Origin of the sequence: Nonomuraea sp. NPDC049486 (assembly GCF_040676925.1) — a bacterium.
In the GTDB taxonomy this organism is placed as follows: Bacteria; Actinomycetota; Actinomycetes; order Streptosporangiales; family Streptosporangiaceae; genus Nonomuraea; species Nonomuraea ferruginea.
This window is the reverse complement of record NZ_JBFAPV010000004.1, coordinates 95,063-108,856: the sequence shown is the minus strand read 5'-3', so window position 1 is coordinate 108,856 and position 13,794 is coordinate 95,063. Positions and strand designations below refer to the sequence as shown.

Below are 13,794 nucleotides of genomic sequence, written 5' to 3'. Positions count from 1 at the left end.
CGGGATGACGGTCTCGCGTGCAGGCACCACGTCCGGGTGGCGGAATAGGCAGACGCGCTAGCTTGAGGTGCTAGTGCCCTTTGCGGGGCATGGGGGTTCAAGTCCCCCCTCGGACACAAACCGAACGCACATGTGGGGGCTCCGGAGCAATCCGGGCCTCCACATACTGCTTTTCCAGGTAGAAAGTGAGCTTCAGCCCGAGCTGGGTGTAGAGCGCGGCCTTGTCGTCCGGGTCCGCTTCACCGACCAGCCGCACCAGGTCGCCGACCTCCTCGATCATCGACCTGATCTCCGCGACGCTGATGCGCTGCGCGGCCGGGGCGGCCTTGAGCTCACCCACCAGGTGGGCGCGTTCAATCTTCGTCTCGTTGATCCATCCGGCGATCTCGATAGGGTCCCCTCCGGCATCGAGGGCAGAGCGGTACTGACCCAGCTTGCGATCACACTTGGACAGGCGTTTCCGCAAGTCGACCAGGGCCGCCTCGTTGGGGTCGATCACCTGCTCTGCCATCGCCGCGATCGTGCGTTCCAGCGACTTCGGCCCGAACTCGGTCCCCAGCCGGCCATCGACCTCATCCAAGATCTCCGACTCCCGCAGGTCATCCGCAGCGCCGCCTCCGACGAACAGACCGCGACCCGCCTCTACAGCGCTCAACCCCATCGAGGACTGGCCCGGCCTCCACCAGATCCCCCTCTACAACGAGCCCACCCTGCTGTGGCCCGCGCCGGGCATCCCACGCAGCAGGCGCATACGCTGCCGGAACTGCTCCACTATCCATGGATCGTCCCGCTCCAACAGACCGCGCTGAAGCACGACCGACAGACGCCGCACCACGTCCAAGGGGTGAACGCCGGCAAGTTGCCGCGCCGACGCGCGATCCCTTGCGTTCAGACGTGAGCGCAGCGGCACGCCTTCCGTCCGCATCCGATTCCGCGCTACAGGGCGGCTTCGTTCATGTCGACCATGGTGTCGAACGCCGGCAGGCCTCCAGCGGGAGCGCGGACGACGCCGACCTGAGCCGGCTTGGGCCGTGCGATGGTCGTGGCGGAACCCCAGGACACGGCCTTGATCACAGCGCCGCCGTCGGCCCCTTTCCGCTTGTCCTCGACACTCCAGCCCGACCCGAACTGGAAGGGCAGGCCATTCGCATCGAAAATGATGCGCCAGCCGACGGCCTTGTTTGCGATACTCGCGTCAGGCCGCTTCCCGGCCACCTCACGAAATGTGGGCGACAATTTGTAGAGCTCGCCGAACGTGATGGAGCCCGAATACCATCCGGTCTTCCTCATGGCCGGAGTTTTGCCGGCCGGATTCGGCAGGCCGAACTTCCGCTCGTCGGCGTCGGCAATCAGCGTCTTGAGCGTTCGGATCTCGAAGATGTTGATGACCTGGTCACGGAAAGCCGTGGCCGCGGGGGTGCCCTTTCCGCGCCGCGCCCAGGTCTTTCCCTCAGGCAGGCCGGCGGTCCACAACCGCCCCGTGTCGTAGAACCAGCCGTTCGTGTTGACCCAGCGGTGCGGCCGAGTCTGAGTGAGCAGGCTTTTCGCGACCAGATCGCCTTCGGCGGCGTGTTCCTTGGCGAGCGGGAGGTTCTCCCTGTCGAAGTTCACCCGGCGGGTGAGCCCTACCGCGGCGACTCCGTTCCTGCCCAGTTGCAGCCTTCCGTCCTGGATCGGGTTGAAGCGGAACACGCGGGCCATGTTGTCGGCGGATCTGTTTCTGCCGTTGAACGTGACGGTGCCGTACTGGGTGAACTTCATACTCGCGCCTTTGACAAGCTGCTGCTGCACGGCGCGCACCACATCAGGAATGGCGGCCTCGGCCGGAACCGGCGTTACGAGCATCGCCGCGGGGCCGATGAGTACGGCGGACAAGAGCACTGGTGAACGGCGCATCGACGTATGCCTTCTGCTACAGGCCAGAGAACGGCCACTGATCGCGAAAGCGTACCATTCGCGTGAGCGAGTCTGCGGAGTTGAAGAACTCGAATCATTTGCCGTCTTCGCCTTCGCTTCGATTCCGCTAGGCCACACCGTTTTTCAGGAGCGGAACCCTCAGCTCAGTCAGTCACGGCAAAAGACCTGCACTCGTCCTGGCGTGCGGCGAGCAGGCCGGCCGCGAGCCCACTGCAACCGGCAAGAAGCAGCAGCCCGGACAGGTACATCGCCCACGGGCTGATGCCGCTGCCGACGAACTCCACCGCGAGCCACACCCACAGCACCGGGCCGACCCATCGCGGATGCACGTGCGAACGGAAGTGGGCGATCGACAGCAGCAGCATGCCCACCACGGTGCCGACCACACCGATCAGGAGGAACGGGACGATCAGGGCCGACTGCTCCTGCGCGGCGATCAGCTGGGAGTAGGCGTCACGGTGGGCGGGCTCATCGGCCATCACGACCTGGGTGAGCGTCCAACCGCCGGCTACGGTGTGGCCGAACGCGCCGAGCACCCCGAACACGCCACCGATGATCGTGAGTCGCGGGAACCTCGGCCGCAGCCAGGCGACCAGCCCCACGACCGCGACCGCGAACGGCAGTTGGGACCAGAGGAACATCTGGGCGGCGGCCGACGCGCCCGCACGCGCGTCGGCGATCGTGGCGAGCCACTGCGCCCGGTCATCGGGCAGCTCGGGCTGTAGGGCCATGAAGCCGACGCTGAGCAGGGCAAACGCGAGGAGGCAGACCGCTATGAGAATGCGAAGGTGTCGTGTCATGTGCGACAGTCAAGTCTGAGCGGCTCGTCACTGTAGTCGGCCGAGAGTGGTCAGCGGTGTCAACTTCGGGCTGATGTCTTCGACCTGCTCGTCCCCTACAGTTGACCCCCATGGACGTGTGGTGGCGCCGGACCGCCGATGTCGGCCTGTGTCTGGCCGTACTCGTCACGGGCCTCACCGAGATATGGCTTCCGCTCGGATCGCGGCAGGGCGACGGGGATCCGCTCGCGACGAGCGTGCAGGTGCTGGTCGTCACGGCTTCGCTGTGGTGGCGGCGCACCCACCCGATCCCGACGACCGCCGTGACGATTGTCGGGCTGTGCGCCTCGGCCCAGCTTGGGTTCCTGCTGTTCTTCGGGCAGTTCGTGCCGTTCCTGATCGCCGTGTTCTCGGTGGCGCGCCATGGCAAGGGACGCGAGCCGTGGATCGGTGCGGCCATGGCCGGTGCGGCCCTCATCTACGCCGACCTGTTCATCGATCTGCTCGGCGGGTTCGGCGAAATGCTGTACCACTGGGGTGTCGTGGGCGTCTGCTTCGCCTTCGGCCGCTGGCAGTCGATCATGGCCAGTCACGCCCGGTCCTCTCAGCGGCGGGCGGTGGCGGCCGAGGTCGCCGCAGCCGAACAGGCGGCACAGGCCGTCATCGAGGAACGCACCCGCATCGCCCGCGAACTGCATGACATCGTCGCACACGCGATGAGCGTGATGGTGGTACAGGCAGGCGCGGCCGAACAGATGGTCACCGACGACCCCGACCGGGTGCGCCGTACTCTCGCCACTATCCGACGCACCGGCAACGGCGCCCTCGCTGAAATGCGACGGGTAGTCACCATGCTTCGCGACACCGACGAGGTCGGCCTGCTCTCACCCCAGCCCGGACTGTCGGGCCTGCAGACACTGGTCGACGACGCTCGGAAATCCGGGCTTCCCGTGGAGTTCACCGTGGCCGGGGCGCCGCGGGCGCTGCCCGCCGGCCTCGACCTCGCAGCATTCCGGATCGTGCAGGAGGCGCTGACCAACGCGCGCCGCCACGCCAACGCCGCCACCGAGGTCAGCGTGGGAGTGACATTCAGCGCCGACGAGCTGCGCATCGACGTACGTGACGACGGCTGCGGACGCCCGGGCACCGCCGGAACCGGACACGGCCTGATCGGAATGCGGGAACGGGCGGCGCTGTACGGTGGAACGCTGCAAGCCGCCCCACTGCCCGACCGCGGGTTCGCCGTCGCCGCCGTCCTTCCCCTGGAACCGGCATGACCCGCGTGTTGATCGTCGACGACCAGGCGCTTCTACGGGAAGGCTTCCGACTCATCCTCGAAAGAGGCGGCCTGGAGGTCGTCGCCGAGGCCAGAGACGGAGTCGAAGCCGTCACCGCCTGTGCCGAACACCGCCCCGACGTCGTCCTCATGGACGTACGGATGCCCCGGCTGGACGGCATCGAAGCCACCCGGCGGATCGTTGCGCGGCAGCCCGGCGTCCGCGTGATGGCGCTGACCACCTTCGATCTCGATGAATATGTGTACGGCGCCCTGCGGGCGGGCGCCAGCGGGTTCCTCCTCAAAGACGTCCCTCCCGATGACCTGGTGCACGCGGTGCGCGTCGTGGCCCGGGGCGAGGCGATGCTCGCTCCCAAGCTCACCCGCCGGCTACTCGACCGGTTCGCCACAGCGCCTTCCACCAGCCCAGCTCCGCTGCCCAACGTGACCGAACGAGAAGCGGCCGTGCTGCGGCAGGTCGCACGAGGTCGATCGAACGCCGAGATCGCCGGCGCACTGTTCCTCACCGAGGCCACGGTCAAGACCTACGTCTCCCGTCTGCTGACCAAGCTGAACCTCCGCGACCGTGTGCAACTCGCAGTCCTCGCGTACGAATCAGGCCTGGTCCAAGCCGGCGACCGAGGCTGGGACGCATAGCCCGTCACATCGGGCTCGTTTCACAGCGCGATCGCCTCCGGCCCGAGCAACGCCTTGACGTCGGCGGCGAAGCTGGGCTCGGCCGTCTTCGTCGTAGCCTCCGAGAAGACGATTCGCCAAGGCCCACCGCCACGCTGCCTGACGACTCGCTCCCACGCCGGGCCAGATGCTCAGTTGCCACGCCGGCCGCCCGGGCTGGACTGACCACACGCCCCACGTTCTGCGTCCTTGGGCGCCTGCCCTCGGGCGAGCAGCGCGATCCCCCAACGATCATGTACAAACAGCCGCAGAGCCATCGAGCACAGCAGAACCACCTACACGCGGACCCGCTTCGCGTGCTCCAGGGCGATTGCCGCGAGCCACAGCCAGGCGAGGACCGCCGCCACGTAGAAGGCGACCCCCGTCGGGATCAGCACCGCCATGCCCGAGACGATGAGCACGGGCAGGGCCACGCCGGTCGCGATCGAGACGACCTGCCAGAGGCGGGCGCGCTCGCGGCCGTACGCCCGCCCGAACACGAACGTCGCGGCGATCAGCGAGCCGAACGCGAGGTTGAAGGCGACGGAGTGCATGATCGCGGTGGTGGTCATCACCGGCTGCAGATCCTGAGGAGTGCCCTCGGGGAAGCCGAGGCCCGCGGGTGCGGGGAAGATCCCGGCCAAGATCAGGCCGGCGCCGAAGATCGCGGTGAGGACGGGACCGGCGACCGTGCGCGGCCGGCCGGCCCGCGCCTCGCGCAGCCCGATCGCCAGCGCGATGACCGCGATCCCGCTGATGACGAAGGTGCTCGCCATCAGCCAGCCGCGGTCGCCGAGGCTGAGCATGCTGATCGCGTGTCTGGTCAGATCGAAGGCCGGCCGGGAGATCGCTTCGACTGTCGCGACGGCCATGAACAGGGCGGCCGCGAACGGTCCGAGGGCGAGGGGGAAGCGGGCGCTGGTCATGGGTCGATCCCTTCGGGGTGGATGGTGAAGGTCCTGTGCGATCACCGACATTTATTTTTGTCCATAAGATGATTGTTGTCTAGACAAAAACTTCATGTCGCTGCAGACTGTCCGCCATGAGATCGGAGCTCGCCCATGAGTAGGGACTTTCGGATCGAGCGGGAGAGCGAACTGCCCGCTGAGCCAGAGGACGTCTGGCACGCGGTGACGCGCGACTCCGCCGCCTGGTCGATCCCGCTGGACCTGTCCCGGAGCACCGTCGTGGTGTGGGAACCGCCCAGCCGGGGGGTGCTGCGGACGGAGATCGGCGACTGGTTCAACCAGATCGCGTTCGACATCACCCCGTCCCCGGGCGGCTCGTACCTCCGGTACGTGCACAGCGGCATCTTCGTCGACGACTGGGAGAGCGAGTACGAAGGGGCGCGCCGCCACACCGAGCTGTACACGCACACCCTCAGCCAGTACCTCAGGTACTTCCGTGGCCGGAGCTTCCGACGTTTCGAGGCGCTCGCGCCGAAGTCGTCGATCACCGCCGACGCCCTCGACAGGATCCGCTCCGCCTGGGGTATCGCGGCGGACACGCCCACCGGCTCCGAGCTCACCCTGCCCGTGCCCGGCGCCGCCGCCAAGGCCGGGGTGCTCGACTTCCACGACGACGCCTTCATCGGCGTGCGCACCGAGGACGCCCTCTACCGCGCCTTCGGCCGCAACCGCTTCGGCTCCCCGGTGGCCGTCGGCGTGTACGAGTACGGCGTTCAGACCCGCTCCGAGCGAGAATCGTCCCACGCGTGGACCGTCTGGCTGCGTGATCTCTACGGAGCGGCAGCCGCACCATGAGCCTTCACTCACGCGGTGCACCTCGTGGGGCTGGATCGCCGCCGTCGTGTTCCTCGGGCGCGCCTCACTCTGCGGCACCGGACCGCCGAACACGGTCGATGACCGGGGCGCCCCGGCCGGTGGGGCGGGCCTGACATCCCGGGGTGCTGTGTCGTCGGACTGGTGACAAGCCCAGATCCCACGATGGGGAGTGATGAGTGACGATGGCCGCGCACCGTGAGGTAGACGAAGCCGAGATCGAGCGGCTGGTCGAGACGATCGTCGAAGGAATCCGGGCCAAGGATCTCGAGACCCTGAGGCGGCTTTACGCGACGGACGTCGTCTCCTTCGACGTCGAGCCGCCGCTGCAGCATGTGGGGATCGAGGCGAAGATGGCGAACTGGACGAAGGCGTTCACGTTCTTCCGGGATGTGGATTACGAGCTTCGCGACCTGACGCTCACCGTTGGCGATGACGTGGCGTTCGGCCACGCTTTCGGTCGGCTCAGCGGCACGCTGGAGAACGGGACGGCGACGAAGGGCATGTGGGTCCGGGCCACGTTCTGCTTCCGGAAGACCGACGACCATTGGGTCGTCGCGCACGACCAGGTCTCTGTGCCGTTCGACGTCGCCAGCGGCAGAGCCGCGGCCGACCTTGAGCCCTGACGAGTCGCCGAAGCGCACCTGTCCGTGCAGGCGGACGCGCCCGGCCGGATGGTGAAGGGTTCGTGGCGGCACGATGAGACCTGGCCGCGGGACCAGAGTGCCCGGCGCCGGTGTGGCGCCGGGCACTCTCCGGGGCGGCGACGTCTCGCACGCCTGCGGTGACGGCTTCTGTGGCTCAGAATCCGATGGTCTCGCGGAGCAGCAGGACGGTGCCGCGTCCGGGCTGGGGTTCCGCGTTGAGGATGAGCAGGCGGTTGGGGGCGCTGGGCGCGCCGTAGGCCTTCATGGCGCGGTCGTTCTCCAGCGGGAGGCAGTGGTCTTCGACGCGGCGCAGCGCGGTGGGCAGGTCGGACACCACCTTCTGCGCCCCGACGATCCAGATCGCGTGGGCTGCGGCGCCGGCGTAGCCGGGCAGCTGGCTTCCGGTGGCCGAGGCGACCACGAGGGAGCCGGTTTCGGTGACCGCGGCGACACTGCCCACGATGACGTCGGGGGTGGACATGAGCCGCCAGATCTCGCGCATCTGGGTGGCGCGGTCCATGGCCAGGCCGCGTGGCTTGACGGCGTCGTAGCGCCCGCTGGTGTTGATGTCCTCCTCGATGCCGGACAGGCGGAGCGTCTCGCTGGCCCCGGTGAACACGCTGGCGCCCTCGGGTATCAGCTCTTTGACGCGGGTACGCGCGGCGGCGCCGTCGTCGAGGATTTCCACGGTGAAGCCGTGGTCCGTCAGCGCGGCGGCCGCCCGCTCCAGGCGCTGCGCGGATGCCGGGTGGGTGAACGGTGCTGCCGGCGTTGAGGTGGTCATGAAGCTTCCTGTTCGCTGGATGACGTGTTCGTCTCGGCAGTACGACGACGCAGTCCCCGCGAATGTGAGGTGACGTGCCGACCTCACAGTTCGGCGCGCTGTCTCGTCGAACAATGAGGGCAGCTGCGACCGAGGGAGCCGTCGACACCATGACCACCCGATCCGAGCCAGGACACGGCCTGAGTGCGCTCATGAGCGAGCGGCGTCAGTTGATCAACCTCGCCTACCGGCTCCTGGGCTCCCTGGCCGAGGCGGAGGATGTCGTACAGGAGACCTACGCCCGCTGGTACGCCATGTCCCGGCAGCAGCAGGACGCCATCGAGTCCCCCGGCGCCTGGCTGACGAGGGTCGCCGGGCGCATCTGCCTGGACGTGCTCGGCTCGGCGCGCGCGAGGCGGGAGCGGTATGTGGGCGAGTGGATCCCCGAGCCGCTGCCCGAGCGTACGGAGTGGATCAGCGGGCGGCCGGGCGGTGCGACCGTCGACCCGGCCGACCGGGTCACCCTGGACGAGTCGGTCAACATGGCCTTTCTCGTCGTGCTCGAATCGATGACCCCGGCCGAACGCGTCTCGTTCATCCTGCACGATGTCTTCTGCCACTCCTTCGCCGAAGTGGCCGAGATCGTCGGCCGGACTCCGGCGGCATGCCGCCAGCTGGCCTCCTCGGCCCGCCGCCGCATTCGCGAATCGCGGAGCCCCGCGAGTCCGGCAGCCCAGCAGGCCGGCATCGTCAAGGACTTCAAGCAGGCGTGGGAGGCCAAGGACATCGACGCCCTGATCCGCCTGCTCGACCCCGACGCCACGGCGATCGCCGACGGCGGCGGCCTCGCCACCACCTTCCTGCATCCCATCGAAGGCGGCGGGCAGGTCGCGCGTGCCTTGGTCGAGATCGCCGATCAGAAGCCCGGCGACGTGACGATCCTGGAGCGTACGGTCAACGGTCAGCCCGGTCTGGTGGCTCAGCAAGCCGGCGTCACCGTGACGGTGTTCGCGTTCGAGGTCGCGGGTGACCGGATCAAGCGCATCTGGGCCGTACGCAACCCCCAGAAACTCCGTCACTGGACGTGCTGAGGCGCGTCTCGGCCAGGGCGGCGGGGCCCTGGACGGTTCACTTGCCGTCGATCAAAAGCTGGGCGGACGTGACCGGTGTGATCTCCTTCAGGTATTTGTTCGCCAGCAGCCAGCTCACCGGGACCTCGTCGTCCGTCTCCGGGAGTTCGGGGAAGTATCTGCTGATCACGTGGTATTGCGTGCCGCCGCCCGGCATCTGGAACGCGGGCGCGGCCGGGCCCACCTCGACGCGGAACGACTTGCGAACTCGGAACGCGTGATAGTTGCACAGGTGCTGGGGGTCATCGGGGTTGGTGTTCAGGTTACGCGGCGGCAGCCCTCGCCTGATGTACAGGTCGCCCATCGGCGCCAGGAACGACCCCGAATAGCCGCCGAACCGGTCGAGTTTCATGCCGGCCTGCAGGAAGGTCGTCTTACGCAGCAGCCGGCCGTTCGGGAAATCGCCGGAACGGCCGAAGCCGGCGTCAGGCGGGAAGCGGTAGTTGTTCGTGGTGTAGTCCCAGTAGCGCGAGAGGAAATGCTGCGGGGAAAGCTCGCCCAGCGGCACGTAGCCGCGCAGGATCGCGCCCAGATGACCGGTCCTCGGCAGGACGGTCGGCCCGAGGTCGGGGTCGCCGGTGATGTAAGGAGGTCCGCAGACCCGATGGCCGGCCGGGGGACGGGAATCGTCCTTGCCCGGGGGCGGCGACGGGCGGACCAGCCGGGTCTCGGACTGGACGGCGCTCTCGGCGTGCGCTGCCACGCCGCCCATTCCGCCCATGGCGCCCAACATCGTGCATATCGCGGCGGCCAGCATGGCGCCCCGTCGGTTGTACCGCATGACTTTCCCGTCGATCCTGGATGGCGAACGAATGAGAACTGATCACCAGCGAATCGACGACGCACCGGATCGCGGCGCGGCACAGCTCATTTCTGTTTGGCTGACTGCTACGGCGGTCTTCGGCTGTCCGCATATAGTGATCGGCTTCTACATTCCCGCCATCGTCGGAATCACAATCTCGGGCAGCATCATGAGAAAGGCAAAGAATGATCCGATAAAAGCGACAAGACTGCCATATAAAGAAATTCTCGACATGCGATGGTTTGTCTGCAATGTCTTGATATGCACCGGCCAGGCTGCGAACTCAAGGATCCGGCCGGCATTCTCCGAAATTCAGCGGCCGGATTGAGCGGCGGCCATGATGCCGTGCACGGCCTGGCTGATGCGGGCGGCGGCCTGGTCGGGGTCCGGGCGGCCGGCGTCGAGCCAGGTGATGACGGCTTCCAGGGTGAAGGCAGGGATCAGGTTCGCTGCCCAGTCGAGCCACGGCCCCGCGGGGATAGCTCGGGCGAGGTTGCGGTGGGCGATCTCGCGGGAGGCGGCCTGGATGGTGTCGATCAGCTCGCGGAAGTCGGGCTCGCGGGCGGCGTGGCGGAACAGCAGCCGGAATCCGTCGGGGTCCGCCTCGGCGGCGCGCAGCAGGGCGGGGATGGAGCTTTCGTCGAAGTGGTCGGCGCCGGTGGCCTCGGCCAGTCGCGCGCACGCGCGGTCCAGCACGGCCCGATAGAGGTCGGCCTTGGAGTCGAAGTGCCGATACAGCATCGCCCGGGTCAGCTCGGCCTCGGCGGCGATGTCGTCCAGGCCGGTGGCGACATATCCGGCGCGAGCGAAGGCGCGGGTGGCCGCGTCCAGGATCTGCTCACGCCGCTCCGCGCGGCGCAACCTGCGCACCGGCCGAGCCGGCCCGGCGTCATGGTCGCTCATCCCACCTCCACTTGTATAAGGCAGAGTATACATCTAGCTTAATAGACACCGGAGTATACAAAGCTGCGTTTACCTCATGGAGGAGTCATGTCGTCCGCCCCCGCTCAGCTCCCCTACGACCAGCCCGGCCCTCTACGACCGCCGCCGCTGCTGCGCCGGCTGCAGGCCTCGGGCCCCATCCACGCCATCCGCACCGCCGTCGGCGACCCCGGCTGGCAGGTGACCGGGTACGAGGAGGTACGCGCCCTGCTGGACGACCCCCGACTGGGCCGTGCCCACCCCGAGCCCGAACACGCCTCCCGCACCGGCGAATCAGAGCTGTTCGGCGGCCCCCTCGGCGGCTTCGACACCGAGCAGGCCGACCACCGCAGGATGCGCTCGCTGCTGCAGCCGCACTTCTCGCCCAGGCGGATGCGCGCACTGCGCGGCCGAGTCGAGACGCTCACCACCCGGCTGCTCGACGAGCTGGCCGCCGCCGGGCCGCCCGCCGACCTGCACGCCGCGCTGGCGCTGCCGCTGCCGATCACGGTCATCTGTGAGCTGCTCGGCGTCCCGTACGAAGAGCGCGAGCAGTTTCGCGGCTGGACGCAGGAAGCCGCTGACATCACCGACCGGGCCCGCTCGGCTCAGGGGCTGGGCTCGTTGTTCACCTACGGGCGGCAGTTGGTGGCCCGCAAGCGCGCCACCGGTGATGCGGACGCGGACGTGATCTCCCGGCTGGCCGCCACCGACGGGGTGAGCGACGACGAGGCCGCCGCGATGGGCATGTTCCTGCTGTTCGCCGGGCACGAGACCACGGTCACCGCGATCGGCCGGGGCGTGCTGTGGATGCTGTCCACGCCCGGCCAGTGGCGGGCCCTGGTAGATGACCCGTCCCGGATCGACGCCGCGGTGGAGGAGATCCTGCGCGCCCCGAACCTCGGCGGCGGCGGCATCCCCCGCTACGCCCGGGAGGACCTGGACATCTCCGGCGTCCACGTCCGGGCCGGGGACCTGGTGCTGCTGGACACCGGCGCGGCCAACCACGACCCTGCTGTCTTCGCCGACCCTGACCGGTTCGATCTCCACCGGCCCGCGGTGCCGCACCTGACCTTCGGCCACGGCGCCCGCTACTGCGTCGGCGCGCCGCTCGCCCGGATCGAGCTGCAGGTGGTCTTCTCCCAGCTCGCCGCTCGCTTCCCCACCCTGGAGCTGGGCTGCCCGGTGGCGGAGCTGACCTTCGACACCCGCACGCTGACCGGCGGGCTGACCGCTCTGCCGGTGGCCTGGTGACCGGCATGAGCGCGGCGAAGGCCATGGACGAGCGCGGCATGACCGAACGCCGCCGCGAGCTGCTGGCCGGCCTCGGCGGCGAGGTGGTCGAGGTCGGCGCCGGGCACGGCGTCAACTTCACGCACTACCCGGCCGAGGTGACGCGGGTGGTGGCGGTGGAGCCGGAGCCGCGCCTGCGCGAGCGGGCCGCCGCTGCCGAGACGGCCGTCCCCGTGGACGTGGTGCCCGGCGTCGCCGGGCACCTGCCGGTGGCCGACGCGAGTGTGGACGGCGTGGTGTTCTGCATGGTGCTGTGCTCGCTGCCCGACGTCGGTGCGGCGCTGACCGAGGCGCGGCGGGTGCTCAAGCCCGGCGGGCAGTTGCGTTTCCTGGAGCATGAGCGCGCCGGCACGTCCGGCCTGGCCAGGGTGCAGGACGTGCTGGATGCCACCATCTGGCCGCTCATGGTCGGCGGCTGCCATCTTGGCCGGGACGCCGAGGCCGCGATCCGGCGGGCCGGGTTCCGCGTCGATCGTCTGGATCGTTTCCTGTTCCCTCCGGCGCGTACTCCGTTCTCCTTCCACCTCCTCGGTACGGCCGTGCGGGCGGGCGATGAGTGAGCGGTGTGCGCAAGGTCGTCATCGGTACGGGCGAGCTTCAGTGATCCAGCGGGCGGCGAGCAGGCCGGAGGCGGCGGTGAGGATGGCGGCGGCGATGACGGTGGCGTTCAGGCCGAAGGCGTCGGCCAGGAGGCCGGCGAGCAGGGCGCCGGCGGCGTAGCCGATGTCGCGCCAGAACCGGTAGGTGCCCAGGGCATTGGCGCGCCAGGCGGGATGGGCGTGGTCGGAGACGGAGGCGATCAGCGCCGGGTAGACCATGGCGGTGCCCAGCCCGAGCGCGACAGCGGACAGGATCCCGGCCAGCAAGGGACGTTCGAGCAGGACCAGGGCGAGGACGAACCCAGCCGCCTGGACGAGCATGCCGGACACGATGAGGGGTTTGCGGCCGATGCGGTCGGCCAGATGTCCGGTGGGTATCTGGCCGAGGCCCCACAGGATCGGATACAGGCCCTTGATCAGGCCGACGGCGGCCAGGCCGAGACCGTGCTCGGTGAACAGCAGCGGGAACACGCCCCAGGTCAGGCCGTCGTTGAGGTTGTTGACCAGCCCGGCCTGGCTGGCGCCGCGCAGCGAGCGCTCGCGCCAGGAGGTGCGGGCGAACGTGGCGACCGGCCCGATGCGCTCTCCGTCCGGCAGCGGCTTGGGGTGCTGAGCGAGCTCCAGGGCGACGTGCGCGGCGGTGTCGCGGACGACCACCGACAACGCCAGGCCGGCGACGACGAAGACGACGCCGATCAGCTCGGGTGCCGGACGCAGCCCGTAGACGGTGGCCAGGTAGCCGGTCAGCAGCGCGGTGACGCCGACCGCGGTGTAGCCGGCGGCCTCGTTCAGCCCGGTGGCCAGGCCGCGGCGGGCCGGGCCGACCAGGTCGATCTTCATGTTGACCGTCATCGACCAGGCCAGTCCCTGGTTGAGGCCGAGCAGCAGGTTCGCCGCCACGATCCACCACCACGACGGCCCCCACGCCAGCATGAACGGCACCGGCGTGCCGATCAGCCATCCGGCGACCAGGAGTTGTTTGCGGGAGAAGCGCGCGGTCAGCGCACCGGCGGCCAGGTTCGTGGCCGCCTTGGTCAGGCCGAAGGCGATGATGAAGGAGAACACCGCCAGGTCACTGGTCAGGCCGAAAACCTCGGTGCCGATCAGTGGCACGGTGGTGCGCTCCAGCCCGACCAGCCCGCCGACGCAGACGTTGACGATCACGAGCAGGGTGAACTGCAACCAGTTCTCGGCCAGCCCGAGCCGCACTG

The 13,794-nt window shown here is 68.8% G+C and carries 16 protein-coding genes and 1 tRNA gene; 9 read left to right on the top strand and 8 right to left on the bottom strand.

Annotated features, from left to right (window positions below; all coding sequences use genetic code 11):
* Window positions 1-30: 30 nt before the first annotated feature.
* A tRNA-Leu gene (locus AB0K05_RS12875) sits at window positions 31-116 on the top strand.
* Here the strand turns inward: AB0K05_RS12875 and AB0K05_RS12870 are convergent.
* The 3 genes from AB0K05_RS12870 to AB0K05_RS12860 all read right to left on the bottom strand — a co-directional run bounded on the left by AB0K05_RS12870 (window position 98) and on the right by AB0K05_RS12860 (window position 2,717).
* Window positions 98-580, bottom strand: a complete 483-nt coding sequence (locus AB0K05_RS12870; RefSeq protein WP_364229000.1) for a hypothetical protein — start codon at window positions 578-580, stop codon at window positions 98-100. The genes AB0K05_RS12875 and AB0K05_RS12870 overlap by 19 nt on opposite strands.
* Before the next feature lie 356 nt (window positions 581-936).
* Window positions 937-1,875 carry a hypothetical protein gene (locus AB0K05_RS12865; RefSeq protein WP_364228998.1) on the bottom strand — a complete coding sequence of 313 codons (939 nt, stop codon included), beginning with the start codon at window positions 1,873-1,875 and terminating at the stop codon, window positions 937-939.
* A gap of 185 nt (window positions 1,876-2,060) precedes the next feature.
* Window positions 2,061-2,717 (bottom strand): DUF4386 family protein, encoded by a 657-nt coding sequence (locus tag AB0K05_RS12860; RefSeq protein WP_333485750.1) that lies wholly within the window; start codon window positions 2,715-2,717, stop codon window positions 2,061-2,063.
* A 110-nt stretch (window positions 2,718-2,827) separates the two neighbouring features.
* Here AB0K05_RS12860 and AB0K05_RS12855 point away from each other — a divergent pair, with 110 nt between their 5' ends.
* Complete coding sequence (locus AB0K05_RS12855; protein WP_364228996.1) at window positions 2,828-3,973, top strand: sensor histidine kinase; 1,146 nt, start codon at window positions 2,828-2,830, stop codon at window positions 3,971-3,973.
* Window positions 3,970-4,629 (top strand): response regulator transcription factor, encoded by a 660-nt coding sequence (locus AB0K05_RS12850; protein WP_148035694.1) that lies wholly within the window; start codon window positions 3,970-3,972, stop codon window positions 4,627-4,629. The genes AB0K05_RS12855 and AB0K05_RS12850 overlap by 4 nt, the downstream gene beginning before the upstream one ends.
* 314 nt (window positions 4,630-4,943) lie before the next feature.
* Here the strand turns inward: AB0K05_RS12850 and AB0K05_RS12845 are convergent, their stop codons facing one another.
* Complete coding sequence (locus tag AB0K05_RS12845) at window positions 4,944-5,573, bottom strand: DUF998 domain-containing protein (RefSeq protein ID WP_219551492.1); 630 nt, start codon at window positions 5,571-5,573, stop codon at window positions 4,944-4,946.
* A 135-nt stretch (window positions 5,574-5,708) separates the two neighbouring features.
* Between AB0K05_RS12845 and AB0K05_RS12840 the strand changes: the two genes are divergently transcribed.
* Together AB0K05_RS12840 and AB0K05_RS12835 are read left to right on the top strand one after the other, a co-directional pair.
* Window positions 5,709-6,410 (top strand): hypothetical protein, encoded by a 702-nt coding sequence (locus AB0K05_RS12840; RefSeq protein ID WP_271280135.1) that lies wholly within the window; start codon window positions 5,709-5,711, stop codon window positions 6,408-6,410.
* A gap of 203 nt (window positions 6,411-6,613) precedes the next feature.
* Window positions 6,614-7,054 carry a nuclear transport factor 2 family protein gene (locus tag AB0K05_RS12835; protein WP_271280142.1) on the top strand — a complete coding sequence of 147 codons (441 nt, stop codon included), beginning with the start codon at window positions 6,614-6,616 and terminating at the stop codon, window positions 7,052-7,054.
* A gap of 175 nt (window positions 7,055-7,229) precedes the next feature.
* Here AB0K05_RS12835 and AB0K05_RS12830 read toward each other — a convergent pair whose 3' ends face one another.
* Complete coding sequence (locus AB0K05_RS12830) at window positions 7,230-7,859, bottom strand: LUD domain-containing protein (protein WP_271280136.1); 630 nt, start codon at window positions 7,857-7,859, stop codon at window positions 7,230-7,232.
* 149 nt (window positions 7,860-8,008) lie between these two features.
* On the opposite strand from AB0K05_RS12830, the gene sigJ reads away from it, so the two are divergent.
* Complete coding sequence (sigJ, locus tag AB0K05_RS12825; protein WP_364228992.1) at window positions 8,009-8,929, top strand: RNA polymerase sigma factor SigJ; 921 nt, start codon at window positions 8,009-8,011, stop codon at window positions 8,927-8,929.
* Window positions 8,930-8,966: 37 nt separating this feature from the next.
* Here sigJ and AB0K05_RS12820 read toward each other — a convergent pair whose 3' ends face one another.
* Window positions 8,967-9,671: a TNT domain-containing protein gene (locus tag AB0K05_RS12820; RefSeq protein ID WP_364228990.1), complete on the bottom strand. Its 705-nt coding sequence runs from the start codon at window positions 9,669-9,671 to the stop codon at window positions 8,967-8,969.
* Window positions 9,672-9,687: 16 nt separating this feature from the next.
* Between AB0K05_RS12820 and AB0K05_RS12815 the strand changes: the two genes are divergently transcribed.
* Window positions 9,688-10,098 (top strand): hypothetical protein, encoded by a 411-nt coding sequence (locus AB0K05_RS12815; protein ID WP_364228988.1) that lies wholly within the window; start codon window positions 9,688-9,690, stop codon window positions 10,096-10,098.
* Here the strand turns inward: AB0K05_RS12815 and AB0K05_RS12810 are convergent.
* Window positions 10,083-10,673, bottom strand: coding sequence for a helix-turn-helix domain-containing protein (locus tag AB0K05_RS12810; protein WP_364228986.1), 591 nt, complete (start codon window positions 10,671-10,673; stop codon window positions 10,083-10,085). The two genes, AB0K05_RS12815 and AB0K05_RS12810, sit on opposite strands and share 16 nt — an antisense overlap.
* 87 nt (window positions 10,674-10,760) lie before the next feature.
* Between AB0K05_RS12810 and AB0K05_RS12805 the strand changes: the two genes are divergently transcribed.
* Both AB0K05_RS12805 and AB0K05_RS12800 read left to right on the top strand, forming a co-directional pair.
* Window positions 10,761-11,945, top strand: coding sequence for a cytochrome P450 (locus AB0K05_RS12805; RefSeq protein WP_271280141.1), 1,185 nt, complete (start codon window positions 10,761-10,763; stop codon window positions 11,943-11,945).
* A gap of 5 nt (window positions 11,946-11,950) precedes the next feature.
* Entirely contained in the window at window positions 11,951-12,544 is a 594-nt protein-coding gene (locus AB0K05_RS12800) for a class I SAM-dependent methyltransferase (protein WP_345483130.1), read from the top strand.
* An 18-nt stretch (window positions 12,545-12,562) separates the two neighbouring features.
* On the opposite strand, the gene AB0K05_RS12795 is transcribed toward AB0K05_RS12800, so the two are convergent.
* On the bottom strand, window positions 12,563-13,792 hold the full coding sequence (locus tag AB0K05_RS12795; protein WP_271279279.1) for an MFS transporter: 1,230 nt from the start codon (window positions 13,790-13,792) through the stop codon (window positions 12,563-12,565).
* Between the last annotated feature and the right edge of the window lie 2 nt (window positions 13,793-13,794).